A 25,783-nucleotide genomic window follows, 5' to 3' on the forward strand; every position below is an offset into this window, starting at 1 on the left:
CTTGGTGCGCGAGTCGGCTCAGAACAGTTGGGACGCCCGACTTCCCGACCGCACGGTGGACTACCGGATCGAGTACCAGACGGTCGGAGCTGCTCACGCCCCGGTCTGGCGGGAGGAGCTGCTGAGGGATGCGCCCCAGACCGAACATCTCCCGCTCCGGGCGTCGGTGTCGGCGCCGACCATCGACATCCTGACGATCTCGGATCGGGGCACCAGCGGGCTTGGTGGGCCGACGCGAGCCGACAGCGCGGTCACCCAGGACCACGACTTCGTGTCGTTCGTCCGCAACATCGGTGAGCCACGTGATACCGCCCTCGGCGGCGGTACTTACGGATTCGGCAAGGGCATCTTCTACCTCATCGCGAAGTCCGGCGCCGTGCTGGTGCACACCCGTTGTCGCGTGGAGGAAGGATTCGAGACCCGTCTCATCGGAGTCGCGCTCTGGCAGAGCCACGTGAAGGGCAAAGGTGACGACGCGACGCGCTACACCGGCCGTCACTGGTGGGGGAACAACGACGGCGATGTCATCGAACCGCTGACCGGACCGGACGCCGAGGTCATGGCCCACCGGCTCGGCCTGCGCGCGTTCGAGGCCGAGGAGACCGGGACCAGCATCGTGGTGATCGACCCCGAGCTCGGCGACCGGGATCCGCGCGAGGCGACGAGCTACCTGGCCGACGCGATCCTGTGGAACCTGTGGCCGAAGATGCTGACACCTGCGGGCGGGCGTCCACCGATGACGTTCTCCGTGCGCCATCAGGGTTCCGAGGTGGATGTCCCGGATCCCAGGAACACCCGTCCGATCGACATCTTCGTCGAGGCTTACGAGAACATGTGCTCCTCGGACAAGAGTCACGTGCTGGAGTCCTACAGCCCGAAGCGCGTGCTCGGCAGGCTCGGCCTGGAGAAGCGCCTCGCTCCGCCCGTGGAGCCCACGGCCGCCGCGGCCGGCATGGGGATCGACAAGACGGTGCACCACGTTTGCCTGATGCGAACGGCGGAGCTCGTCGTGACCTATCACCAAGGTCCGAAACCTTCCGCGGAGTACATGTCCTACGCCGGCGTGTTCCGCGCGACGGAGGACATGGACTCGGTGTTCGCCGCCTCCGAACCGCCGACCCACGACGCGTGGGCGTGGCAATCGCTGGAGGGGCGCGACAAGACCTACGTCAAGGTGACTTTCACACGGCTCAAGGAGAAGCTCGACGCACTCGTCGAGATCAACGACAAGGTCAAGTCGCCTGGAGTGGAGGTCCCCCTGGGCGCGGCGAGCCGAGAGTTCTCCAGCCTCGTCACCGGAGCGTGGGGAATCGGCGGCGGTGTCCGGTTCGGGAAGCCCAAGACAGGCCCCTTGGCGTCGACGGAGGACGAAGACGTCGAGTGGGCACCAGAGGAGTCCGAGCCCTTCGTGAGCGCGGCTCAGCCGCAGAGTCCGACCCCGGTACCCGACGTGCGACCGTGGGATGGTCATCAGACCGGCGAGCAGGGCATCTCCGCTGATCGGACCGAGCTGCCGTTCGACGCGAATGCGCAGGACGAGCGGCCCGACTGGCAATCCCTGGCCGGCACCCTTCCCGCGTCGCCCAAACCGCAGGCCCCCGCTGCCCGCCCGAAGGTGCAGTACATCGCCGAGCCCTATTACGAGGACCGTGATGGGCAGGTCGTCCTGGTGCAGGAGTTCCGGTTGCCCGTACCGGGGACACAGCTGGTGGCACCCCAGCTGTCGATCCTTCTTCCCGGCAACGGGGTGCGGGAGACGGATCCGCCCATCGGAGCGCCCCAGCCCGAGTTCTTCGGCTGGGAGAACGAGCGTGGGCTGATCGATCGGACGAACGCTCTCGTCGTCTCGGGAGGACCGGACATCTGGCGTCTCCTGGTCGTTCCCGCGCCTGACACGGTGACGGAGATCGGTGTCGCGGTGAAGCGAGCGGAGGTCTCGAGGTGAGCCGCAGAGCACTTCCTTACCGCACGCCGGGCGACGAGGCGGTGAAAGCGCAGCAGTGGCTCCTCGTGGTCGACGGGCAGGGTTTCGAGCTGCCGGACGCGTTGCCCGACTGGGACTACCAGACGAGCCTCCGCCTCAAGAACGAGGTCCACGTCGATCTCGACGCCGTGTACGCATCGACCGGACTGACAACCGATGTGAAGTTGTCGCTGGTGGTCGTGTGGACGGCGAAGGGGTCGAGTCTGCGAGGAACGGCCAAGCGCATCCCGTTGTCCGGTGGAGGTGCCCACACGGTCGAGCTCGACATCGAGCTGCCCGGCACCCAGCTGGGAGGTCAGCTGACACTCGACACCCAGCTGGTTCTCGCGGAGCCGGTGGAGACCAGCGCGATCGCCGCCCCACGTCGTGGTGGATCGGTGCTGTGGACGGACAGGCGCACACTGCACCTCCAAGGCGACGCGCCGCAGTTCCCGATCGCCGTGGTCGACTTCGGGTCCACCCAGCTTCCTGCCGAGTCCGCGTGGCACGTCCAGCTCAGCGGAGAACTGAACACCGCCACCATGGGAGCTCTTCTTCTGCTCATCAACGAGCAGAAGAAGGCAGTCGTCACCGCCTTCCAGAACGCCGCGACGCCTCGCCCGATCGACAAGGTGTACCTGTCCGCCGCCTATGCCGACATCGCCAGAACCATGATCGAGCACGCACTGGCGGACTCCGACTTCACCTTGGAGGCCGACTACGCGGAGGACAGCTTGGGCGCCACCTTGCAAAGCCTGGTGACCAACCTGTTCCCGTACACGTCCGTCCAGCATCTGCGTCAACGGCGTGAGCAGTCGCCGAACCTCTTCGCCACCGAGGTCCAGGCTGCCGTGAGTCTCTTCGAGGAGGCGTGATGAGCCGGCTTTACCCCCGCCTGCTGCCCTGGCACGCGAAGTCCCTGTTCGAGGAGTACCGCGACCTGGACTTGCCCGACCTCACGGCTCGCCACGGCACCTCTCACCTGTCGGCGGTGTTCGTGGCCACGGGAGGTGACCGGGTAAGTCCCGCCGATCTTGCCGAGCTTCGGACGAAGGTCGTGGCGTTGGCAGCGGAGGCGGGTTTTCCTGCCAAATCGGATCAAGCCGCCAAGACCGCGTTCGACCTCGCGTTGGCCGAGATGCTGCACAGCGAGATGGGTCTGGTACCCGCAGAAGCGGCGTCCGGCGACATCTGGGCCTTCCTCTCCCTGGTGCTGCTCCCGGACGTCGCGTACTGGCGCACGCAGTCGCAGAACTCCGACAACGTGCAAGGCTCCGACATCACCCGCCACGTCTTCGGTCGACTGTGGTGGCGAGCGCACCTCGTCCACGATCCGAATGACCCGAGGCCCTACTCGGCGTTGACGATCTTGGGCGAAGCGGCGTTCGACCAGATCTACTCCCGTCGAAGGGCACTGGGCGGAAGCCCGTACGTGGTCAAAGCAATCCTGCGGGTATGGGTGGGCCTGGATCGAGCCGGCGCGAAGGAACGAGACGTACTTCGCGATTTCTTGAAGCGCCTACTCCGGCTGGCGCCGTTCATGGCCTTCGACGCGATGGAGGACCGGCAGCTGGACACGGAACTGCAGCGGGCCGCTGCAGAGAGCGTTCAGGCGGTTCTGGAGGGGCAGCGGCAGGCAGCCGTCAGTGCGTAGGAACGACGATGGCCGCCGACCTGTCGATGCAGATCAGCGGCCATCTGTTCCAGCGCCCCTGGCAGGATTCGAACCTGCGACCTCGGGATTAGAAGTCCCTCGCTCTCTCCACTGAGCTACAGAGGCTGGAGGGGTGCGAAGGCAGCCACGATTCGTGGCCACCGGTGCCCCCACCGGACACATCGTCCGGAGTCGATCGACCGTTTCCGCCCTACGTCCAAATGGGTGACGAAAACAGTCTAAACGTGATGGGGATCACGTTCGAGGGGCCGTTGAGGCTCTCTTCACGAGGGAAACGTCGAGTCTCGTCGGCCTCGGTGGTCTCCCGCCGGCCAGTAACTTCAGCGCCAGCTCGCCCGCTCTGCGGCCCTTGTCGGCCAGGGGTTGACGCACGGTAGTCAGCGGTGGGTCGCTGTAGGCCGCTTCGGGGACGTCGTCGAAGCCCGCCACGGACACGTCCGCCGGCACGGTGAGATTCAGGTCCCTGGCGGCTTGCAGGGCGCCGAAGGCCAGTTGGTCCGACGTGCACAGCAGGGCGCTCGGGCGTGGCGTGCGGGTCAGCAACCACCGCGCGCCTAGACGTCCGAGTTCGCGATCACTGCCGCGGGCCTCCCACACCGGAACATTGTCCGGTTTCACCCCGGCTTTTGCCAAAGTGTCGAGGTAGCCGCCGAGGCGGTCGCGGCTCACGCGGAACGGGACGGCCGAACGGCGGTCGGGGGACACCGGGCCGGATGCTCCGTCCGGGTGCAGGGCGAAGGACAGGACGCCGAACGTGGTGTGGCCCAGTTCCAGCAGGTGGGTCGCCGCGGCACACGTGCCGGCGTAGTCCTGCACCTCCACGCGGGCCGAGCCGGGGAGTACGGGCTGGTCGATGACGACCAGCGGCAGGCCTCGGGCGGCTACGGCGGCCAGGGCCGGGGCGGTGTCGGGCAGGGAGTAGGCGACCATCACGTCCGCTTGGGCGCGCGTCACGATCGACGGCCGTGGGCCGCCGGTCGCGTCGCCCGGCATGAGGACGAGGCTGTGGTCGTGGCCGTCGACGGTCGAGGCCAGGCCGTCGAGCACGATCGAGAGCGCCGGATCGGAGAAGGCGCCGGAGAGGCCCTGCGGCAGCATGAAGCCCACGGCCGCGGACGAGCGGGTGGCCAGCGATCGGGCGACCGGGTCCGGGCCCGTGTAGCCGAGGGACAGCGCTGTTTCGAGGATGCGTTCGCGCAGCGACGACGACAGCTGGTCGGGGCGGTTGTACGCGTTCGACACCGTTGCCCTGGAGACCCCGACGGCTGCGGCGACGGTGTCCAGCGTCGGCCTGCGTCGGCGATCGGAGTCCACGGTCAGCATCGTATTCGAGGGATCGCACGTAATACGCTGGCGGGGCTGAAGCGCTTCAGTCATGCTGGGGGCATGTCACGACGCCTGGCCACGTTCATCGTCTTCCTACTGAACGGCGGTGTCTTCGGTACCTGGGCCGCCCGCGTGCCCGCGCTCGCCGACCAGGTCGGCGCGGAGGTGGGCAGTCTCGGTCTCGCGCTGCTCGGGGCCAGCGCGGGACTGGCGTTCACCGCGCCGTTGGCGGCACGGGTCTGCGCCGTATACGGGTCGCGCGGGGTACTGATAGCGAGCAGTTTGCTCAGTCCGTTGATGCTGCCCGTGCTCGCGCTCTCACAGTCGCCGTTGCAGCTTGGTCTGACGCTGGTCGCACTAGGTGCGTCGATCGCCGCGATGGACGTGTCGATGAACATGGCCGCAGTCGTCGTCGTGCGCGAGTTGCAACGGCCGTTGATGCCGCAGTTCCACGCGGGCTTCAGCGTCGGCGGCCTTATCGGGTCGTTGGGCAGCGCCGCGGCCGCGCAGGTGCAGTGGACGCCGATGAGGCACTTCCTCATCACGGCGTTGGTGGGCGTTCTCGTAGTAGCGGTTATCGCGAAGAAGATCCCCGGCGGTGTGGGGGAGCGTCATAGGGAAGAAGTCATCGAACGCACCAACGTGCTCAAGAGCCCGGTTCTCTGGCTGTTGGCGTGCGTGGCGCTGTGCAGCGCTATCGCGGAGGGCGCGGCGGCGGACTGGTCTGCGCTGTTCATGGTGCGTGAGCGAGGTACGGGCGACGCGGCCGGTGCGTACGCCTATGCGGGTTACTCCGTCGCGATGGCGCTCGCGCGGTGGTTCGGCGAGCCGGTCCAGCGCAAGCTGGGGCCGCACCGGCTCCTCGCGGCGGGTGGTGGCCTGGCCGCGACCGGGCTGGCGCTGGCCGTCCTGGCTCCCGTCCCGGTGGCGGGGTACGTCGGGTTCGGCCTGGCCGGGCTGGGGCTCGCGTACTCGTTCCCGGTGGTCATGGACCTCGCGAGCGAGGTCGGGAAGCGCGCGGACGGCAGCGGTGGCGAACGCGAGCTCGGCCTGGTGACGACGATCGCCTACACGGGCTTCCTCGCGGGCCCGCCGATCGTGGGCGGGCTCGCGCACGTCAGTTCGCTCGTGCTGTCGCTCGGGTTCGTGGCGCTGGTCGCCGCGCTGATCATCCCGTCGGCCTGGCTGGCCCGGCGTGCGGCTAGGCGGCCGGCACGCGTTTGAGGGCCTCCTGGCTGAGCGGTTCCAGGGTGTCGCGTGCCTTGGCCTCCGAGACGCCGCCGCCCATGCCGATGGCGACCATCAACGACTCGGTGCGCGTCACGGCGATGGTGGCGGTGCACACCATCTCGTTCTCCTGCTTGCCGCAGCTGAGCCAGGTGGCGTGCTTGCCGGTCTGGACCTCCTGGCCCTTGCTCTGGATGCGCTTCGACTCGTCGAACGACCGGTACGGGACCGCCACCAGCACGAACGCGTTCTCCTTGAGCGTGAAGAGGCACGAGTTCGGCATCTCGACGCGCGGAGCGGGGACGAACTGGAGCGTCCCGATCGGCTTGAGGTCCTTCTCCGTCACGAGCTTGCACGGATCGACGCCGGCGGTCTTGCGCGGCGTCTCGATCGCCAGCGGCGGAGGTGGCGCGGCGATGGGTTCGCCCTGGACGCGGTAGCTGCACCCGGTTAACGCGAGAAGGACGAGCAGGGGGAGGAGAGAACGTCTCACACGGCGCAACCCTAGAGGGTCGTAGGCTCCGGGTCGTGCCAATCGAACGCTCCACCAGAACGGGTTTGGTGCCCCTCGTCGTCATCGGCTTCGCTGTGGCGGCTCTCGCCGCCGTCGCGTTCAGCGCGCTTTCCGCCGACCCTCCGGCAGGACTGCTGGTCGTGCGCGTGTTGACCGAGACCGGTGCGGTGGTGACCATCGGCTCGTTGCTGCTGGCGGCGTTCCTCGTGCCACCGCAGAAATCCGGCACTCTCGCGGCGGACGGTTACGCCGCGATGCGCACCGCCGGATGGTTCGCGCTGGTCTGGCTCGTGGGCGCGGTGTTGTCTGTGCCTTTCAACACAGCGGCCGCGATCGACCGTTCGGTGACGTCCTTCACGCTCAGCCAGATGATCGCGACGGCGATGCTCCTGGAGCAGTCGAAGGCGTGGATGCTGACGGCGATCCTCGTGGCGTTGCTCGCGGTGGCGTGCCGTCTGGTGCTGTCGTGGGGATGGACGACGGTCCTGCTGTTCCTGGCGATCTTCGCGCTCGTCCCGGTCGCCGTCACGGGACACTCGTCGTCCGGCGGCTCGCACGACATGGCGACGAACAGCCTGCTGTTCCACCTCGTCGCCGCGGTGCTGTGGGTGGGCGGCCTGATCGCGTTGCTCGCGCACGGCAGGCGTGGCGGCGCGCACCTGCCTCTCGCCGCGGCGAGGTTCTCGAAGCTGGCGCTGGTGTGCTGGATCGTCATGGCGGTCTCGGGCGTGGTCAACGCGTTGGTGCGCATCACCCCCACCGACCTCGTCACGTCGACCTACGGCCTGCTGACGCTCGGCAAGCTCGCGTGTCTGCTGCTGCTCGGCGTGTTCGGCTACTTCCAGCGCGAACGCGGCGTGAAGGGCGTGGCCGACGGCAAGCCGCACGCGTTGCTCAAGCTCGCGGGCCTCGAAGTGCTGCTGATGATGTTCACGATCGGACTGGCCGTCGCGCTGGCCCGCACGCCTCCACCGGGCGGCAGCCTCGACCTGCCCAGCCGCGTGGAGATCGCCATCGGCTACGACCTCGACGGACCGCCGACGCTGGCGAGCATCCTGTTCGACTGGCGGTTCGACCTCATCTTCGGCACGGCGGCGCTGGCGTTCGCGCTCCTCTACGTGCTGGGTGTGCGCAGGCTCGTGAAGCGCGGCGACAAGTGGCCGGTCGGTCGTACGGCGGCGTGGCTGTGCGGCTGCTTCTCGTTGCTCTTCGCGACCTCGTCCGGCATGGGCCGCTATTCGCCAGCGATGTTCAGCGTGCACATGGAAGCGCACATGGTGCTCTCGATGCTGACGCCGATCCTGTTCGTCCTGGGTGGACCGGTCACGCTGGCCTTGCGCGCGTTGCCGGTCAGCAAGGAGGTGCCGGGGCCGAGGGAGTGGGTGCTGGCGTTCGTGCACTCACCGCTCGCGCGCCTGCTGACGAACCCGTTCGTGGCGCTGGGCCTGTTCGTCGGCTCCTTCTACGCCCTGTACTTCTCGGGGCTCTTCGACGCCGCGCTGCCGTTCCACTGGGCGCACATCGCGATGAACGCCCACTTCATCCTCGCCGGCTACGTCTTCTACTGGCCGGTGATCGGCGTGGACCCGTCGCCGAACAAGCTGCCGCCGCTCGGCCGGCTGGGGCTGCTGTTCGCGTCGATCCCGTTCCACGCGTTCTTCGGCGTGATCCTGATGAGCTCCACGAACATCATCGGCGAGCAGTTCTACCGCGGCCTGGCGTTGCCGTGGGTGCAGAACCTGCTGGAGGACCAACGGCTCGGCGGTGGCATCGCGTGGGCGGCGGGCGAGATCCCGTTGCTGGTCGTCATGGTCGCTCTGCTGGCGCAGTGGGCGCGGCAGGACACCCGCGACGCGAAGCGGATGGACCGCAAGGCCGACGCCGATGGGGACGCCGACCTCGAGGCCTACAACGCGATGCTGCGGAAGATGGCTGGAAAGGATTAGAGCGACAACGGCCGGCGGAAGCCGCGGACCGCGAAGAACGCTCCGATCGCCGCGATCACGCCGCTGGTGACCAGCGCGCCCGCCACCCCGGTGACCGGGTGGGCCAGCGCCAGGCTGCGGGCGGCGTCGACCGCGTAGGTCAGCGGGTTGATCTTCGCGATCGCCTGCAGCCAGCCCGGCAGGCCGTTGATCGGCACGAACGCGCTGGAGGCGAACATCAGCGGGAACATCGCCAGGAAGCCGACGGTCTGCATCAGCTCCGCCTTGCGGACCCAGGCGGCGATCGCGATGAACACCCAGCTCAGCGCCCAGCCCACGACCAGCGCGAGGCCGAGTGCGGCCACCGTGCCGACCACGCCGCCGTCGGGCCTGAACCCGAACACCAGCACGCCGAACGCGATCATCAGCACGAGCTGGAAGCCGGTGCGCACCGCGTCGGACAGGTTGCGCGCCAACAGGACCGTGCTCGGGCGGATGGGCAGTGACCGGAACCGTGCCAGCACACCGTTCGACATGTCCTGCACGAGCCCGATACCGGACGCGAGCGAGGACTGCATCGCGGTGTTCACGAGGATCGCGGGCAGCAGGTAGTTGATGTAGCTCATGCCCGGCGGGAAGTTCGCCGTCGACGTGATGCTGCCGAAGATCTGGCTGAACAGCGTCAGCATGATCAACGGCTGCAGCACGCTGAAGAAGACGAGTGCGGGCGTGCGCAGCAGTGCGCGCAGAGAACGGCCAGTCAGTACGAGAACCTGCGTCGGGTAACTGCTGCCGTGCCAAGTCAAAGTCGCCATGATGTTTCCCCCTAGTTCGCGGCGAGAGTCAGGTAGACGTCGTCCAAAGTGGGCTCCTTGAGGCCGATCTCGTGGGCCTCCAAGCCGTTGTCGTCCAACGCGCGTACGACCGTGGCGAGGTCGCGGGACGCACTGACCGGCGTGGTGAGCGTGAGCCCTTCCGCGACGGGGTGGAGCCCGACGCCGCCGATGGCCTTCAGGGCGAGGTCCACTTCGGACGCCGAGTCGAGCGTCACGGTGACCGTGCGCTGCCCGACCTGCGCCTTGAGCTCGGCGGAGGTGCCGGACGCGACGACCTTGCCGTGGGACAGCACGGTGATCGAGTCGGCGAGCCGGTCGGCCTCGTCGAGGTACTGCGTCGTGAGCAGGACGGTCGTGCCGTCCGCGACGAGCTTCTCGACGATCTCCCACATCGCGAGGCGGCTGGCCGGGTCGAGACCGGTGGTCGGCTCGTCCAGGAACAGCACCTCGGGGTTGCCGACCAGCGAGGCGGCCAGGTCGAGGCGGCGCCGCATGCCGCCCGAGTAGGTCTTGGCGTTGCGCCGGGCGGCGTCGGTGAGGTCGAACTGCTCCAGCAGGTCGTCCGCGCGCTGGTGGGCCTGGTTGCGGCTGGCACCGAGCAGGCGGGCGATCAGCACCAGGTTGTCGTGGCCGCTGAGCTGCTCGTCGACGGCGGCGAACTGGCCGGTCAGGCCGATGCGGCTGCGGACCTCGTGGGCCTGCTTGACGACGTCGAACCCCGCGACCCTCGCGGTGCCGCTGGTGGGCGGCAGCATCGTGGTGAGGAGGTTGACCAACGTCGTCTTGCCGGCACCGTTGTGGCCGAGCAGGCCCAGGACGGACCCCTTCTTCGCGGTGACGCTGACGCCGTCGAGGGCGTTCACGTCGCCGAACTTCTTGCTCACGTCGTGAGCTTCGATCATGAGCTCAGTCATCTGATCCCCCTGGTTTGAGTGCTCCGTGCAGGAACAGCTCCACGATGTCCGCGGGTTCGGCGACGGTCTGGCCGAAGCCCGAGCCCATGCGGTTGGTGAAGACGGCGCCGAGCAGCATCCGTCCGGCGAGGTCGGGGCTGACGCGCAGATCCGCGTCGCCGAAGAGGCCCGCGACGGCGTCGGACAGCTGCTGCATGCCGATGGGCGGTCCCTTGTGCTTCTGGTGGTCCTCGTCGCGCGGCTGGTAGCCGGACTCGCGCAGCGCGCCGATGACGCCCCACATGCGGTCGAGGTAACCGCTGAACGTCGCCACACCCGAGGTGAGCCGTTCCTCGAGAGGCACGTCCGACGGGATCGCCTCCAGACGCGCGACCTCCTCGTCCGAGTGCAGCGCGCGCTGGATGCACGCGTCGAGCAGCTCCGCCTTGTCCTTGAAGACGCGGAACACCGTGCCTTCCGCGATCCCGGCGGCGGTGGCGATCTGGCTGGTGGTGACGTTCGCGCCGTCCTTCACGACGAGCGGCAGCGTCGCCTGGACGATCGCCTCGCGGCGGTCTTCCGGGCTCATCGCGGGGGCGCGGCGGCGGCGTGGTTCCTCTGACACGTCCGCCACTGTATGAGTGAGTACTCACTCATGTCAATGAGTGGGCGCTCACTCACTTGGCTCGCTCGAGCGCGCCATTAGCACGCGGGTCCGACAATTCCGGTGGATCAGGGGCTTCAAGATCTCGACCTGTCCACAACCCGCGAGTAATCCACAGATCCCGCTCCGCCCGGCCCCCGCCACCCGCCTCCCGGCCAAGCTGGACCGGCACCCCTCGAACCCCCGGAGGCGAACCCGATGTCCTGGAATTCCACGCTGGTCACGGTCGTTGGAACTGTGGCGGGCACCGTGTCGTACAAACACGGCGAGGACGGCAGGAGCAATGCGTTCTTCCGCCTGAGCTCGACCGAGCGCCGGTACAACACGGCGCTGGGCGACTGGGAGGACGGTGAGACGTTGTGGCTCGGCGTCTCCTGCTGGCGCAAGCTCGCCGACAGCGTGAAGACGACGCTGTCCCAAGGTGATCCCGTGATCGTCCAGGGCAAGCTGCGCCTGCGGCACTACGAGAAGGACGACGCGAAGAAGATCGCGCTCAACCTGGACGCGCTCCACGTCGGGCTGGATCTGACGCGGGTGCAGTCACTCGGCGTCGCTCCCGTCGTTGAACCGCGGGTCGGCGAGGAACCGGTCGCGCACACCGCGCCGTTCTGAGTTTTGCGCCGTTCGGACGCACCCGCGCACGGGAAATCCGGGAACCCCCCGTTCCGGCGGTGCCGCCGGAGAAGATGTGAGCACTGCGAAGCGAGAAGGAGGGAAGCTCGTAGGTCGGGGCCGCCGAGGACCGATCGCCGAGAGTCGTTCACGTTCGAACGGAACGGGCAGGTCACCGAGTCGCGTGACGCTCGATCCGGGGGTGGACGGCTGCTAGTCGGCGACCGAGGTCAGGAGCCTCTGGGCACCGCTCTACGATCGCCGCCATGGCCGAGTTCATCTACACCATGAAAAAGGTGCGCAAGGCGCACGGTGACAAGGTCATCCTCGATGACGTCACGATCATGTTCTACCCCGGCGCGAAGATCGGTGTGGTCGGTCCCAACGGCGCCGGCAAGTCGAGCGTGCTCAAGATCATGGCGGGGTTGGACACGCCGAACAACGGCGAGGCGTACCTGTCTCCCGGTTACACCGTGGGCATCCTGCAGCAGGAACCGCCGCTCAACGAGGAGAAGACCGTCCTCGGCAACGTCCAGGAGGGCCTGGGCGAGATCAAGGTGAAGCTCGACCGCTTCAACGAGATCGCCGAGCTGATGGCGACCGACTACTCCGACGAGCTGATGGAGGAGATGGGCAAGCTCCAGGAGGAGCTCGACCACGCCGACGCGTGGGACCTCGACTCCCAGCTGGAGCAGGCGATGGACGCCCTGCGCTGCCCGCCGCCGGACGCCGACGTCACCAAGCTCTCCGGTGGTGAGCGCCGCCGCGTCGCGCTGTGCAAGCTGCTGCTGAGCAAGCCCGACCTGCTGCTGCTCGACGAGCCCACCAACCACCTGGACGCGGAGAGCGTCCTGTGGCTGGAGCAGCACCTCGCGCAGTACACCGGCGCCGTGCTCGCCGTGACCCACGACCGGTACTTCCTGGACAACCTGGCCGAGTGGATCCTCGAGATCGACCGCGGCCGCACGCACCCGTACGAGGGCAACTACTCCACCTACCTGGAGAAGAAGGCCGAGCGGCTCGCGGTCCAGGGCAAGAAGGACCAGAAGCTGCAGAAGCGCCTCAAGGACGAGCTCGACTGGGTGCGCTCCGGCGCCAAGGCCCGTCAGGCGAAGTCCAAGGCGCGTCTCGACCGCTACGAGGAGATGGCGGCCGAGGCGGAGAAGACCCGCAAGCTCGACTTCGAGGAGATCCAGATCCCGCCGGGCCCGCGTCTGGGCAGCGTCGTGGTCGAGGTCGACAAGCTGAAGAAGGGCTTCGGCGAGCGCGTCCTGATCGACGGGCTGTCGTTCACGTTGCCGCGCAACGGCATCGTCGGCGTCATCGGCCCGAACGGCGTCGGCAAGACGACGTTGTTCAAGACCATCGTCGGTCTCGAGCAGCCCGACGCCGGCGGCGTGAAGGTCGGCGAGACGGTCCTGCTGTCCTACGTCGACCAGAACCGCGGCGGCATCGACCCGAAGAAGAACGTGTGGGAGGTCGTGTCCGGCGGGCTCGACTACATCCACGTCGGCAACGTCGAGATGCCGTCCCGCGCGTACGTCAGCGCGTTCGGCTTCAAGGGCCCCGACCAGCAGAAGCCCGCGGGCGTGCTGTCCGGTGGTGAGCGCAACCGCCTCAACCTCGCGCTCACGCTCAAGCTCGGCGGCAACCTGATCCTGCTGGACGAGCCGACCAACGACCTGGACGTCGAGACGCTGGGGTCGCTGGAGAACGCCCTCGAGCAGTTCCCCGGTTGCGCCGTCGTGATCTCCCACGACCGGTGGTTCCTCGACCGCGTCGCCACGCACATCCTCGCCTGGGAGGGCACGGACGAGGACCCGTCGAAGTGGTACTGGTTCGAGGGCAACTTCGAGGGCTACGAGAAGAACAAGCTCGAGCGCCTGGGCGCCGACGCCGCTCGGCCGCACCGTGTCACGTACCGCAAGCTGACACGGGACTGAGAGGGCAACGGCGACGTCGTGGCGGCGAGGGGCGAGACGCAGGCGGACGCCGAGGTGAGCACGCTGGTCGTGCCCGCCTGGCGGCTGCGTTGGCGGGCACCGGAGCTCGCTCTGGTGCTCGGCGAGCGCGCACTCGCGCTCGCCACCGCCCGCCGCGACGAAGCCGACCGCCTGCGGGCGGAGTCGCTGGTGGTCTTCGCGGGCAACCGCGTGGGCCGCGGCGTCCGCGTCGCCGACCGGGCGATCGACGCGCTGAAGGCGGCCGAGGCCGCCGGTGAGCACGAGACCGGGTGGCTGCTGCGGGTCGAGCTCGCGCGGTGTGCCCGGTCCGTGGGCGCGCCGCTGACGGGGTTCGCCGCGGTGGCCCCCGTGCTGGAGGCACCGGACGTGCCCGCGGAGCTGCGGGCCTCGGCCCTGGTGCAGGCCAGCGAATGCCTCGTGACGGTCGGCCGCGGCGACGAGCCCACGCGGGCTCTCGCCGAGGCGGACCAGCTCTACGTGGCCGACACGTCGCTCGACGACGACACCCGCCTGTTGCTGCGCGGCCTGATCCGCGCCGTGCAGGCGGCTCAACACCGGCGGTGGGGCGACATCGCCGCCGCGATCGGTGCCGCCCGAGAGGGCCTCGACCTGCTGAGCAGGTTCACCGACCCGGCGGCGGACAGCGGCCAGGGCTTTGGCCGGCTCACGCTGGAGCTCGCGCTCGCGCTGATGGACGCGAACCGCCTGCTCGACGCGAGCCGCGTCGCCACCCCGCTGCTCGACCTCCCGGTCCGGGCGCCGTCGGCGTCCACGGCCGGCTGGCTGCGCCTGGCGCTGGCCACCCGCGTGCACCTGCCGGCGGGCCGGGTCGTGGTGGCCAGGGAGATGCTGCGCGAGGCGGCGGCGAGCGCCGAACGCCACCAGCTCGACACCCTGCTCGCGGAAAGCCTGCTAGCGCTGGCCCACGTGCACGAGGTGTCCGGTGAGCTGGCCGACGCGCTCGCGAACCTGCGTTCCGCCCACGCCGCCGAACGCCGCCGTGCCCGCGCCGTCTACGCCGTGCGCGCCCGGCTCGCCGCCGAGTTCTCCGGCGTGCACCGCCAGCCGGCGGATCTGCACCAGCAGCTGGCGAGTCTGCTGCGGCCCGTGGAGGGCATGCCCGTCGCGAGCGACGGCGTGCTGCCCGCCGTCCTGAAGCAGCAGCTGCGCCAATGGCGACCCGTCCACGTGCGCAAAGGCGATGGCCTCCAAGCAAACCGGGTCCGCCGCGCGGCCGAGGACATGACCGTGGAAGGCTTGTCGGCAGCGCGACAACACGCCGCCGACCGGTGGCGCTTGGTCCAGCCGTTCGGCGAACCAGAAGACAAGACCCCGGAGCCCGTGGAACCGCCACCAGCATCCTCGTCGTCCGACCGCACCGTCCCCGCGTCCGGCCTCATCGCGTCCGCGGGCGCCATGGTCAGCGGCCGCCGCCGCGCCGCCCGAGTGGCCGCGGGGGAGATAGGCGACGACACACCGACCACCATCGCCGAGATCCCCGTCATCACCGATGCTCCCGCCGAGGCGCCCGCACCGGTGGAGTCGCCGCCCGCCGTCGAGCAGCCGGCACCGGTCGAGCAGGCACGGCCCGCCGGTCAGGCCCCGCCCGCCGGCGACGAGCAGCTGACGCCGGAACAGGTGCGCAAGCGCAAGGTCGAGCAGCAGCTCATGGAGCTGCAACGCGAGGCCCGCCGCCAGATCGAGGAGGAGCGCGCCCAGGCCGAACGGGAAGCCAGGGCGGCCGAGGAGGCCGCTCGCGAGGAAGCCGCTCGGGACGAGGCCGCCCGTCAGGAAGCCGCCCGGCAGGAAGCTCTCCGCGAGGAGGCGGCTCGCGAGGAGGCAGCGCGCCAGGCCGCCCTGCGCGAGGAAGCCGCCCGGCAGGAGGCCCTGCGCGAGGAAGCGGCCCGCCAGGAGGCCGCCCGCCAGGACGCGGTGCGCCAGGAGTTCGCCCGCGAGGTGGCGGCACGGCAGGAGACCGCGCGCCTGGAAGCCGCCCGCGAAGAGGAGGCACGCCGCGAGGCCGCCCGTCTCGAGGCGGTGCGCAGGGACGTGGCGCGGCAGGAGGCGGCACACCTGGAGGTCGCCCGCCAGGCCGCCGAACGCGAGGAGACGGCGAAGGCCGAGGCCGCGCGCGCCCAGCCCGAGAGCGTGCTGGACATGCTGAAGGCGCAGGGTCTGCGAGCGGGCGGCCGGCGCCGGGCCAGGGACACCGGGTCCGAGCAGGAGACCCCGTCGTGGCGGGTGGAACCGCCGTCCCGCCTCCGCCAGGACGACCCGAGCGCGGACTCCCCGTCCTCGCCTTCGTTCTTCGCCGGCTCGGACGCCGACCGGGCGGACGCCGACCGGGCGGGCGAGGAGCAGCGGAACGACCTCGGTGCCACCGGCTCCGAGAGCTCCGAACCGCAGCTGCCGAGCTACTTCGCCACGGCGGCGGGGCCGGGTTCGACGGACGCGGGCGCGCCGCCGAGCTACTTCGGTTCGCCGGACGCGTCCAGCCGCGCAGGCCTGTCGGCGGCGTTCGCGCGCCCGCCGGCGGCCCCGGACTTCGGTCCCCACCTGGACGAGCCCGCCTACCCGCTGCACACCCCGGCGGAGGGCTTCCCGGCGGCCGTCGACCCCGACGAGCGCAAGCTCCCCGACCTCGACTTCAGCTCACTCGACTTCAGCACCCCGCGGCCGCTCGTGTCCGTCCCGGCGCCGGAGCCGGAAGCGCTTCCCGAGCCGGAACCCGAGCGCGAGCCGCTGCCGCCGCTCCCCGGCCCGATCCCGGCGGTGCCGGTCCCGGACGAGGTTCCGCGGTCGCCGGAGCCGGACCTGATGTCGACGACCTTCCTGAGCTCCGCGGATGTGGACGACGACCCGGCCGACGTGCCCACGGTGCCGGTTCGCCTGTCCCGCGCGCCGGACCAGCAGGCCACGGGTGAGCCGGGGCAGAGCGGCCACGCGGGCCCGTCGGCGTTCGGCGGTGCGGGCGGGTTCGGCGCGCAGCCCGGGTTCGGTGCCCAGCCGAGCTTCGGCACGCAGACCTTCGGGACCCCGGCGTTCGGGTCGCCGGGCTTCGGCACCCAGCCCGGGTTCGGGGCGCAGGTGCCTGCCGACCCGGCCGCACGACCCGATCCGGCGCCCGACGCCACCGGTACGCCGCTGGAGGCCGCCCGGCCGGACGAGGCGACGAGCCTCGCCGGCGCCCCGCCGAACGGGGAGACCGACACGCCCACCGGCCGGCCGAGCAGCCGGCGCAGGCCGAGCGAGCTGAGCCTCGCCGACCTGCTCGCCGAGGCGCTGGTCGCCTACGAGACGGGCCGGCGCTCCGACGAGGAGCAGGTCGACGCGGCGGACCTCAGCGTCCCGGAGTGGTCGGCCGCGGAACCGGAGGCCGTCACCCCGGAGTCCGGCATCCCGGCGGCTCCCGCGGAGCAGCCGTCGCCGGCCGGCCCGTTCGCGGACCAGCCGGCCTTGCCGACGCCGTTCGCGGACCAGGCGCCGCTGCCCGAACCGGCCGGGGAACAGCCACCGCCGCCCTCGCCGTTCGCGGCCAGGGTCGCGCCGTCCGCCGAGCAGCCGGTCAGCGCCGACCCGCCCGTCCGGCCGAGCGATCCGTTCGGCCTGCGCCGGCCCGCGGCCGAGGCCCCGTCGGACTTCTACTTCGGGGCGAGCCAGTTCGGGGTGCAGCCGGCGCCCTACGTCCTGTCGGACCACTTCGGCCCGACCGCCAAGGTGGATCCCGCCGCTTCCGCACCGCTCACCGGCCCCCGGCCGGTGCCGGCCTCTCTCCCCGGCCTCCAGCCCGTGCCCGCGCCTCTCCCCGGCTCCCCGGCCGGTCCGGCGCCGGAGACGGACCAGGAGAAGACCGGCCCGATCGTTCCCGTCGCCCCGGCGTCGGACAACGAGACGACCGGTCCGATTCGTCCGGTCAGGTTCGACGGGCCGCCGGGCTGGACGCTGCCCGGGGTGTGAGGGTGGCCAGCGCCACACCTCAAGCCTTGCCCAACCCGTCCGCCGGTGCGTGATCGACCGGTGGCGGGCGGGTAGGTGTTCGACACGGTCCGGTGGTCACGACGACGCCGGGCCCCTGATCGCTGGTGTGCCACGGATCGGCTGAACTTCCGGTGCGGCTCGCTCGTCGGAGCCGGCGGACGCCGGGCCGCGTCCACTATGCGAAACGTGTTGCCGCCACTGATGAAGTGACTCGATTCAGCCCTCGATTCAGTGGTCCGTCAGTGCCCCTCCGGTGTCCGGCGAACGCCTCCGTCCCATCTAGGGTGGAGGCGGACCCGGCACACAGAGGTGCCGGATAGCGTGGAGTCGCCTGAAGATGACCTCGACTGGAGCCCCGACCCGAACCGACGACCTCCCCGCGGTACCTGCCGCGGCCGACGGGAGTCCGACGGCCAGTCCTGAGCAGGTCCGTGACGAGCTGATCGAACGGGCCGCCGCCAATGCCCCCGAACTCGCTGACCTGATCCGCCTGTTCTACCGCCACGTCCCAGCCGAGGAAGTCAACGACGACGACCCGGTGGACCTGGTCGGTGCGGTGCGGTCGAACTACCAGCTCGCCGAGAGCCGCGTCCCCGGACGCGCCGCGGTGCGCATCCTGAACCCGACGCGCGCGGCCGACGGGTGGCAGTGTCCTGTCACCGTCGTGCAGGTCGTGACGGACGACATGCCCTACCTCGTGGACTCGGTCGCGTCCGAGCTCACCCGCGGTGGCGTGCAGGTCCAGCGCGTCGTGCACCCGATCGTCGTCGTGCGCCGCGACCCGGTGACCGGCGAGCGCACCGAGGTGCTGCCGACCGCCGACCCCGCCGACCCGCCGGCCGACGCGCTGGCCGAGTCGTGGATGAACGTCGAGGTCGACCTCATCACCGACCCCGACCGGGCCCGCGAGCTCGAGACCCGCCTGCAGACGGTGCTGACCGACGTCCGCGAGGTCGTCGAGGACACCGATCGCATGGTCACCACGGCCCTGCAGCTGGCCGACGAGCTGGAGAAGGACTCGTCCGAGGCCACCACGGACGGCGCGAAGCTGCTCCAGTGGCTCGCTGACGGGCACTTCACGTTCATGGGCTACCGGCAGTACGAGCTGGTGACCGAGGACGGCGAACCCGCGCTGCGGGCCGTGCTCGCGAGCGGTCTCGGCGTGCTGCGCCAGGACAGCCTCGCCGCCCGCAGCCTCACCGCCGGGCCGGACAACGGCGCCCAGGCGCTGAGCCCCGAGCTGCTCGTGCTGACGCAGGCGAGCGCGCAGAGCAGCGTGCACCGCAGCGTCTACCCCTTCTACGTGGGCGTGAAGACGTTCGACGGCGAGGGCAACGTCTCCGGCGAGCACCGCTTCCTCGGCATCTTCAGCACCACGGCGCTGCACGAGGACGTGCTCGACATCCCGGTCATCGAACGCCGCGTGCGCGAGGTGATCCACCGCGCCGGCTTCCCGCTGCAGTCCTACTCGGGCCAGCGGATGCTCGAGGTGATCCAGAACTACCCGCGCACCGAGCTGTTCTCGGTGGACGCGGAGACGCTCTACCAGACGACGACGGGCGTCATCGCGCTCGCGGAACGGCGGCGGCTGCGGCTGTTCCTGCGCCGCGACCCGTACGGCCGCTTCTACTCGTGCCTGGTCTACCTGCCGCGCGACCGCTACACGACGACGAGCCGCCTCGCGATGCAGGAGGTGCTGCTCGCCGAGCTCGGCGGCCTGAACCTCGAGTACAGCGCGCGGATCGGCGAGTCGGCGCTCGCCCGCGTGCACTTCACGGTGCACACGGACCCGGCGCGCACGATGGAGCCGGACGTCCACGCGATCCAGGCCAAGCTGGCCGAGGCGATCCGCAGCTGGGACGACCGGATGGTCGAAGCCGTCGGGGGCGACGACCTGGGTGCCGAGTCCGCCACGGAGCAGGGCCAGCGGTTCGCCGCGGTGTTCCCGGAGGCCTACAAGGAGGACTTCCCGGCCTCCACGGGTCTCGAGGACTACCGGCGCATCGAGGCGCTCGCCGAGGGCGACCTCGACATGGTGTTCTACGTGCCGGAGGACGCCGAGCCGGGGGAGCGGCGCTTCAAGATCTTCGTGACGGGCGACGGCATCACGCTGTCCGACGTGCTGCCGATGCTGCAGCGCATGGGCGTGATCGTGGTCGACGAGCGCCCGTACGAGATCGCGCGCGAGGACGGCGTGCAGTGCTGGATCTACGACTTCGGCCTGCGCATCGACAAGGCCGCGCTCGCGCAGCTGTCCGAGGCCGACCTCGACAACGTCCGGGTGCGGTTCCAGGACGCGTTCGCCGCCGTCTGGCGCGGTGAGGCCGAGGTCGACCGGTTCAACTCGCTGGTGCTGCAGGCCGGGCTCACCTGGCAGCAGGCCGCGATGCTGCGCGCGTACGCGAAGTACCTGCGCCAGGCGGGCACGCCGTACTCGCAGGACTACATCGAGGACGCCGTGCTCGGCCACACGAGCGTGGCGATCGCGCTGGTGGCGCTGTTCGAGGCCCGGTTCAACCCGGCCCTCGGCGACGCGACCCGCGCCGCGCACACCGACACGATGGTCACCGAGATCGGCAAGCTGATCGACGACGTGACGAGCCTCGACGCCGACCGCATCCTGCGCAGCCTGCTGTCGCTGATCAACGCCACGCTGCGGACGAACTACTTCTTCCGCGACGCCGAGGGCAACGCCCGGCCGTACCTGTCGGTCAAGCTCGACCCGCAGGCCGTGCCGGACCTGCCGGCTCCGCGGCCGAAGTTCGAGATCTTCGTGTACTCGCCGCGGGTCGAGGGCGTGCACCTGCGCTTCGGCAGCGTCGCGCGCGGTGGTCTGCGCTGGTCCGACCGCCGCGAGGACTTCCGCACGGAGATCCTGGGCCTGGTCAAGGCGCAGGCCGTGAAGAACGCCGTGATCGTGCCGGTCGGCGCCAAGGGCGGCTTCGTCGTCAAGCGCCCGGTCCCGCCCACGGGCGACCCCGGCATCGACCGCGAGAACTTCATGTCCGAGGGCATCTCCTGCTACAAGATGTTCATCTCGGGCCTGCTCGACCTGACCGACAACCTGATCAACAACGAGGTCGTGCCCGCGCCGCAGGTCGTGCGCTACGACGCCGACGACACGTACCTGGTCGTGGCTGCGGACAAGGGCACGGCGACGTTCTCGGACATCGCCAACGGCGTGAGCCAGAGCTACGGCTTCTGGCTCGGCGACGCGTTCGCGTCCGGCGGCTCGATCGGCTACGACCACAAGGCCATGGGCATCACGGCCAAGGGCGCGTGGGAGAGCGTGAAGCGCTCGTTCCGCGAGCTCGGCGTCGACACGCAGACCGAGGAGTTCACGGTCGTCGGCATCGGCGACATGTCCGGTGACGTGTTCGGCAACGGCATGATGCTGTCCGAGCACATCCGGCTCGTGGCCGCGTTCGACCACCGGCACATCTTCATCGACCCGGACCCGGTCGCGGCGAGCTCGTTCGCCGAGCGCGTGCGGCTGTTCAACGTCCCGCGTTCGTCGTGGGACGACTACGACCGCTCGCTGATCAGCGAGGGCGGCGGCATCTTCCCGCTGACGTCCAAGTCGATCCCGATCTCCGAGCAGGCCCGCGTCGCGCTGGGGCTGCCGGAGGGCGTGCAGAAGCTGTCGCCGCCGGAGCTCAAGAAGGCGATCCTGCTCGCGCCGGTCGACCTGCTCTGGAACGGCGGCATCGGCACCTACGTGAAGTCGTCCACCGAGTCGCACGCCGACGTCGGCGACAAGGCGAACGACTCGATCCGCGTCGACGGCGCCGAGCTGCGCGTCAAGGTGATCGGCGAGGGCGGCAACCTGGGGCTGACCCAGCGCGGCCGCATCGAGTTCGCGCGCACCGGCGGCAAGGTCAACACCGACGCGCTCGACAACTCCGCCGGCGTCGACTGCTCCGACCACGAGGTCAACATCAAGATCCTGCTGGACCACCTGGTCCGCGAGGGCTCGGTGGAGCAGCAGCAGCGCAACGAGGTCCTCGCCGAGATGACCGACGAGGTCGGCGAGCTCGTGCTGGCGGACAACTACTCGCAGAACAACGTCCTCGGCGTCAGCCGGGCGCACGCCGCTCCGATGCTGTCGGTGCACGCGCGTCTCACGGCCGACCTGGAGGCGCGCGGGGCGCTCAACCGCAAGCTGGAGGCCATGCCGAGCGCGGCGGAGTTCAAGGCGCTGGAGAAGGCCGGCGAGGGTCTCACCTCGCCGGAGCTCGCCACGCTGCTCGCGTTCACCAAGCTCACGCTGAAGGAGGAGCTGCTCGCGAGCGACATCCCGACGATCGACACGTTCACCCGCAAGCTCCCGGACTACTTCCCGAGCCTGCTGCGCGAACGGTTCGGCGCGGCGATCCCGAACCACCCGCTGGCGCGCCAGATCATCACGACCGTCGTGGTGAACGAGGTCGTCGACGGGGGCGGCATCTCGTTCGCGTTCCGGCTCGCCGAGGAGATGAGCGCGTCGGCGACGGACGCGGTCCGCGCGTACGCCGTGGTCACCCAGGTCTTCGACCTGCCGTCGATCTGGCGCGAGATCGAGGCGCTGGACAACGTGGTGCCGACGGACGTCCAGGACAACATGGTCCTGGAGACCCGCCGTCTGCTCGACCGCGCGTCGCGCTGGCTGCTGTCGAACCGTCCGCAGCCGCTCGCCGTGGGCTCCACGATCAACCGCTTCCGCGGCGTGGTCGAGGAGCTCAGCCCGTACGCCTTCGACCTGTTGCAGGGCAAGGAACTGGCCGTGGTCGCGGGCAAGGCCGACCGGTACGTCGAACAGGGCGTCCCGGCCGAGCTCGCGCGCAAGGTCGCGGCGCTGCTCTACATGTACGGCCTGCTCGACGTCACCGAGATCGCCGAGCTGGCCGAACGCGAGTTCGGCCCGACCGGCGGCGCGGGTCCGGAGCGCACGCACCGCGAGACGGCAGAGCTGTACTTCGCGTTGTCCGACCACCTCGACATCGACCACATGCTGGACTCGGTGACGAGCCTGGAACGCGGCAACCGCTGGCACGCGCTGGCACGGCTGGCCCTGCGCGACGACTTCTACTCGTCGTTGCGGGCCATCTCGGTCGACGTGCTGCGGGCGAGCGACGAGGACGACACGGCGACCGAGAAGATCGCCAAGTGGGAGCAGGCGAACGCGTCCCGCCTGGCCCGCTCGCGCGGTGCGCTGGAGGAGATCAACCGGGTCCACCAGCTGGATCTGGCCACGCTCTCCGTCGCCGCCCGCCAGGTGCGCAGCATGGTGCGCTAGTCGGAGGAACAGACCGGGGCGCCGCGAAATCCCCTTCGCGGCGCCCCGGTGTCCGTAGAACGTCAGACGATCTGTTCGAGTTCCGCGCGCTGCGCGATCGCCCGGCGCAGCCAGTGCCGTCCGACGACCACCAGCAGCGCAACGCCGGCCGCGGCGACCGTTCCCGCCGCCGCACCCATCCAGAGGCCCAGCGTCTCCATGCCGTCGGTGGGCGAGGGGATGTCGCCGAACGTGATGTAGACGAACAGTCCGGCGAGGACCACGCCGCCGGCGGCGATGGCGCCGATCGCGACGTTCGTCCACGTGACCGCGCCGGGCTCGAAGACCGTGCCGTCGCCCGCCTTCTGCAACATCGCGCCGAGCGCCACCGCCAGGACCTGGAGGCACGCGATGAAGACGATCGCCAGGACGACGAGCGGCACCCGCACGGACTCGTAGGGCGGGAAGAGCTCGACCTCGTCCGCTGCCGTCGTCGGGATCACCACGACCTGCGCGAACAGTCCGCAGAGGACCGCGAAACCGAGCAGGGACTGCAGGAAGATCACCAGTGCTCGTGACATGCATCGAGTATCGAGAGCCACCTATCGAGATTCAATAGCCTGGTGTGGAGGTCCTGTGAAGGTTCCCGAGGTCGTGAGCGGTAGGGTCCGTGCATGGGTGTCTTCGTCACTAATGTGCGGCCGCGGTGGTCGGACATGGATGCGTTCGGCCACGTCAACCACGCGAACACGGTGACGTTGCTGGAAGAGGCCCGCATCGAGCTGCTCTTCACCGAGGCGTCCCGCCACGGCGTGAAGGAGATGGCCGAGGGCATGGTCGTGGCGAAGCTCGTCGTCGACTACCTCGCGCCGATCGTGTTCACCGGCGAGGACATCGTGGTCGAGATGTCGGTGCGGGAGCTCAAGTCCGCGTCGTTCACGCTCGACTACGTGGTGCGCGGCAGCCGTGAGCCGGACAGCCCTGTGGTGACCAGGGCGGAGACGTTGATGGCGCCGTACAACGTGACGACCGCGCGGCCGCGTCGGCTGACCGACGCCGAGCGCGATTTCCTCGCCGGGTGGCGGGCAGGGGGTAGTGGTGCCTGAGCTGGTTCTGGCCGACGCGGCCGAGAGAGACGACCTCGGGGCGTTCGCGGCCCGTGCGGTGCGGCTCGACGCGCAGACCGTCGTGCGGCTGCGCAACCGCGACGAGGAGCGGCTCGACGCGTGGGTTGCCACGCCGTTCGACACGCTCGCCACGCGAACCGTTGCGGGACAGGCGAATCCGGCCGACGTGACGGTGGCCGGGTCCGAGCTGCTGACCGGGCTCGCGGTCATGCGGGACGAGCGCATCGACCCCGGACCGGCCAAGGACCTGATGTGGCGTTCGGCGCTGCCGCCCGCCGAGGGCTGGCTGCTCGTCGACCACCTGCCCGTCGAGGTCGTGTCGGACATCGCGGACGAGGGCGTCGAGGTCGCGCGGGAGAACACCGGGCCGCAGGGCACGCCGCCCGCCTCGTTGCTCGACCAGACGGTGCTGACCGTCACCGGGTCCGGGCTGGACGTGAAGATCCCGCTGCGGTGCCTGTTCGCGTTGTCGGGCATGGGTTTCCTCGCCGAGGACGGGGACGTGCGCGTGACGGCGACGGACTCGTGGCTGCGGATCGACGCCAAGTTCGGCGCGGTCGTGCGCCGCCGCCACTCGATGCTGCCGCTGATCGTCTGAACCTGGAGCTAGCTGCAGGTTCGCCGTTCGGGAAAACCCTGCGCCGCAAGCGGATGCGCGTGGCACCATGTCGCGCGTGTCCGCCGAAACGCACAGAGCCGGAGAGGCTCACGAAGAGGCCGAGTACCGCGTCTCGACGCTGGAGCTCTTCTTCGACCTGGTCTTCGTCTTCACCATCACGCAGCTGACCCGCACGCTGGCCGACGACACGTCGCCGCTCGGGTTCGCACAGGTCGTGATCATGCTGTTCGTGATCCTGTGGATGTACTTCGGGTACGTCTGGCTCACGAACTCCGTGCCGCCCAGCACCACCCCGCGGCGGCTGCTGCTGATGGCCGGCATGGGCGGGTTCCTCGTGATCGCGCTCGCGATCCCCAACGCTTTCGGGGCCGCCGGCGTCGCGTTCGGCATCGGCTACCTGATCGTGAACCTGGTGCACTCCGGCCTGTTCATCTCGGCGGGCGGACCGGGTTCGGCGGCGGCGATGGCCAGGCTGGCGCCGTTCAACCTCGGCTCGGCCGGCCTGGTGTTCGCCGGCGGCTTCCTGCCCCCGGTGGGACGGGCGGCGGCGTGGGCCGCGGCCGTGGTGCTCATGGTCGTCTCGCCGTACGTGAACCGGCGGCACGGCGAGTTCCGGATCAGGTCGGCGCACTTCGTGGAACGGCACGGCCTCGTGGTCATCGTGGCGCTCGGCGAGTCGATCATCGCGATCGGCATCGGCGCGACGGGCCTGCCGCTCAGCCTGCAACTGGTCGTCGCCGCACTGCTCGGCCTCGCGCTCGTCTACGCGCTCTGGTGGTGCTACTTCGGCCGCGAACAGGACCTGCGCGCCGAACACAGCCTCGCCGCCATGTCCGCACCCGACCGCGCGCGTGCGGCCCTCTCCGCGTTCGGCTTCGCGCACGCCCCGATCCTGCTCGGGATCGTCGTCGTGGCCGTCGGCGTGAAGAAGACCATCGGGCACGCCACCGAGCACCTGTACCTCAGCGGCGCGCTGGCGCTGGGCGGCGGCGCGGCGATCTTCCTGGTCGGCGAGATCTACTTCCGGTGGCGGCTGAGGATCGGCAGCAACCGGTTCCGGGTCATCGCGGCCGTCGCGGCGCTCGCGACGGTGCCGATCGGGCTGTGGCTCGCCATCGCGCAGGTGGCCGCGCTGGTGCTGGTGTTCGGGGCGCTGCTGGCGGCGGAGGAGAAGCTGCGGGCGTAGGCAACGCCCGCAGCACCGAC

The 25,783-nt window shown here is 70.0% G+C and carries 18 protein-coding genes and 1 tRNA gene; 12 read left to right on the plus strand and 7 right to left on the minus strand.

The window, feature by feature from the left end:
• Window positions 1-4 precede the first annotated feature (4 nt).
• The 3 genes from ACFWV3_RS32160 to ACFWV3_RS32170 are packed head-to-tail and all read left to right on the plus strand — an operon-like array spanning window position 5 to window position 3,617.
• On the plus strand, window positions 5-1,945 hold the full coding sequence (locus ACFWV3_RS32160) for a hypothetical protein (RefSeq protein ID WP_382416791.1): 1,941 nt from the start codon (window positions 5-7) through the stop codon (window positions 1,943-1,945).
• On the plus strand, window positions 1,942-2,838 hold the full coding sequence (locus ACFWV3_RS32165; RefSeq protein WP_382416793.1) for a hypothetical protein: 897 nt from the start codon (window positions 1,942-1,944) through the stop codon (window positions 2,836-2,838). The genes ACFWV3_RS32160 and ACFWV3_RS32165 overlap by 4 nt, the downstream gene beginning before the upstream one ends.
• Window positions 2,838-3,617 carry a DUF6339 family protein gene (locus ACFWV3_RS32170; protein ID WP_382416795.1) on the plus strand — a complete coding sequence of 260 codons (780 nt, stop codon included), beginning with the start codon at window positions 2,838-2,840 and terminating at the stop codon, window positions 3,615-3,617. Before ACFWV3_RS32165 ends, ACFWV3_RS32170 begins: the two co-directional genes overlap by 1 nt.
• 53 nt (window positions 3,618-3,670) lie before the next feature.
• On the opposite strand, the gene ACFWV3_RS32175 is transcribed toward ACFWV3_RS32170, so the two are convergent.
• A tRNA-Arg gene (locus tag ACFWV3_RS32175) sits at window positions 3,671-3,743 on the minus strand.
• A 129-nt stretch (window positions 3,744-3,872) separates the two neighbouring features.
• The gene (locus tag ACFWV3_RS32180; RefSeq protein ID WP_382416797.1) at window positions 3,873-4,952 is read right to left on the minus strand and encodes a LacI family DNA-binding transcriptional regulator; all 1,080 of its coding nucleotides are present in this window, start codon (window positions 4,950-4,952) and stop codon (window positions 3,873-3,875) included.
• A gap of 72 nt (window positions 4,953-5,024) precedes the next feature.
• Between ACFWV3_RS32180 and ACFWV3_RS32185 the strand changes: the two genes are divergently transcribed.
• Window positions 5,025-6,188, plus strand: a complete 1,164-nt coding sequence (locus tag ACFWV3_RS32185; RefSeq protein WP_382416799.1) for an MFS transporter — start codon at window positions 5,025-5,027, stop codon at window positions 6,186-6,188.
• Here ACFWV3_RS32185 and ACFWV3_RS32190 read toward each other — a convergent pair.
• Window positions 6,166-6,684 (minus strand): hypothetical protein, encoded by a 519-nt coding sequence (locus ACFWV3_RS32190; protein WP_382416801.1) that lies wholly within the window; start codon window positions 6,682-6,684, stop codon window positions 6,166-6,168. The genes ACFWV3_RS32185 and ACFWV3_RS32190 overlap by 23 nt on opposite strands.
• Before the next feature lie 35 nt (window positions 6,685-6,719).
• On the opposite strand from ACFWV3_RS32190, the gene ACFWV3_RS32195 reads away from it, so the two are divergent.
• Window positions 6,720-8,651 carry a cytochrome c oxidase assembly protein gene (locus ACFWV3_RS32195; protein ID WP_382416803.1) on the plus strand — a complete coding sequence of 644 codons (1,932 nt, stop codon included), beginning with the start codon at window positions 6,720-6,722 and terminating at the stop codon, window positions 8,649-8,651.
• On the opposite strand, the gene ACFWV3_RS32200 is transcribed toward ACFWV3_RS32195, so the two are convergent.
• From ACFWV3_RS32200 to ACFWV3_RS32210, 3 genes are read right to left on the minus strand one after another with little or no spacing between them, the layout of a single operon-like run.
• A complete protein-coding gene (locus ACFWV3_RS32200) occupies window positions 8,648-9,445 on the minus strand; it encodes an ABC transporter permease (RefSeq protein WP_382416805.1) in 798 nt (265 codons plus the stop codon). The genes ACFWV3_RS32195 and ACFWV3_RS32200 overlap by 4 nt on opposite strands.
• Window positions 9,446-9,456: 11 nt before the next feature.
• Window positions 9,457-10,380, minus strand: coding sequence for an ATP-binding cassette domain-containing protein (locus ACFWV3_RS32205; protein ID WP_382416807.1), 924 nt, complete (start codon window positions 10,378-10,380; stop codon window positions 9,457-9,459).
• Entirely contained in the window at window positions 10,373-10,984 is a 612-nt protein-coding gene (locus ACFWV3_RS32210; protein WP_382416809.1) for a TetR/AcrR family transcriptional regulator, read from the minus strand. The genes ACFWV3_RS32205 and ACFWV3_RS32210 overlap by 8 nt, the downstream gene beginning before the upstream one ends.
• A gap of 237 nt (window positions 10,985-11,221) precedes the next feature.
• Here ACFWV3_RS32210 and ACFWV3_RS32215 point away from each other — a divergent pair, with 237 nt between their 5' ends.
• The 4 genes from ACFWV3_RS32215 to ACFWV3_RS32230 all read left to right on the plus strand — a co-directional run bounded on the left by ACFWV3_RS32215 (window position 11,222) and on the right by ACFWV3_RS32230 (window position 22,852).
• A complete protein-coding gene (locus ACFWV3_RS32215) occupies window positions 11,222-11,635 on the plus strand; it encodes a single-stranded DNA-binding protein (protein ID WP_382416811.1) in 414 nt (137 codons plus the stop codon).
• A 266-nt stretch (window positions 11,636-11,901) separates the two neighbouring features.
• On the plus strand, window positions 11,902-13,578 hold the full coding sequence (ettA, locus tag ACFWV3_RS32220) for an energy-dependent translational throttle protein EttA (RefSeq protein WP_330854615.1): 1,677 nt from the start codon (window positions 11,902-11,904) through the stop codon (window positions 13,576-13,578).
• Window positions 13,579-13,596: 18 nt separating this feature from the next.
• Entirely contained in the window at window positions 13,597-17,556 is a 3,960-nt protein-coding gene (locus tag ACFWV3_RS32225) for a hypothetical protein (RefSeq protein WP_382416813.1), read from the plus strand.
• A gap of 358 nt (window positions 17,557-17,914) precedes the next feature.
• Window positions 17,915-22,852: an NAD-glutamate dehydrogenase gene (locus ACFWV3_RS32230; RefSeq protein WP_382416815.1), complete on the plus strand. Its 4,938-nt coding sequence runs from the start codon at window positions 17,915-17,917 to the stop codon at window positions 22,850-22,852.
• Window positions 22,853-22,914: 62 nt separating this feature from the next.
• On the opposite strand, the gene ACFWV3_RS32235 is transcribed toward ACFWV3_RS32230, so the two are convergent.
• Window positions 22,915-23,412, minus strand: a complete 498-nt coding sequence (locus ACFWV3_RS32235; RefSeq protein WP_382416817.1) for a DUF2975 domain-containing protein — start codon at window positions 23,410-23,412, stop codon at window positions 22,915-22,917.
• A 93-nt stretch (window positions 23,413-23,505) separates the two neighbouring features.
• Here ACFWV3_RS32235 and ACFWV3_RS32240 point away from each other — a divergent pair, with 93 nt between their 5' ends.
• The 3 genes from ACFWV3_RS32240 (at window position 23,506) to ACFWV3_RS32250 (ending at window position 25,763) form a co-directional block, all read left to right on the plus strand.
• Entirely contained in the window at window positions 23,506-23,937 is a 432-nt protein-coding gene (locus ACFWV3_RS32240; protein ID WP_382416819.1) for an acyl-CoA thioesterase, read from the plus strand.
• Window positions 23,930-24,556, plus strand: a complete 627-nt coding sequence (locus ACFWV3_RS32245; protein WP_382416821.1) for a hypothetical protein — start codon at window positions 23,930-23,932, stop codon at window positions 24,554-24,556. Before ACFWV3_RS32240 ends, ACFWV3_RS32245 begins: the two co-directional genes overlap by 8 nt.
• 76 nt (window positions 24,557-24,632) lie before the next feature.
• On the plus strand, window positions 24,633-25,763 hold the full coding sequence (locus ACFWV3_RS32250; protein ID WP_382416823.1) for a low temperature requirement protein A: 1,131 nt from the start codon (window positions 24,633-24,635) through the stop codon (window positions 25,761-25,763).
• The last annotated feature ends 20 nt before the right edge of the window (window positions 25,764-25,783 follow it).

This window comes from Lentzea sp. NPDC059081 (genome assembly GCF_042738015.1).
GTDB lineage: Bacteria > Actinomycetota > Actinomycetes > Mycobacteriales > Pseudonocardiaceae > Lentzea.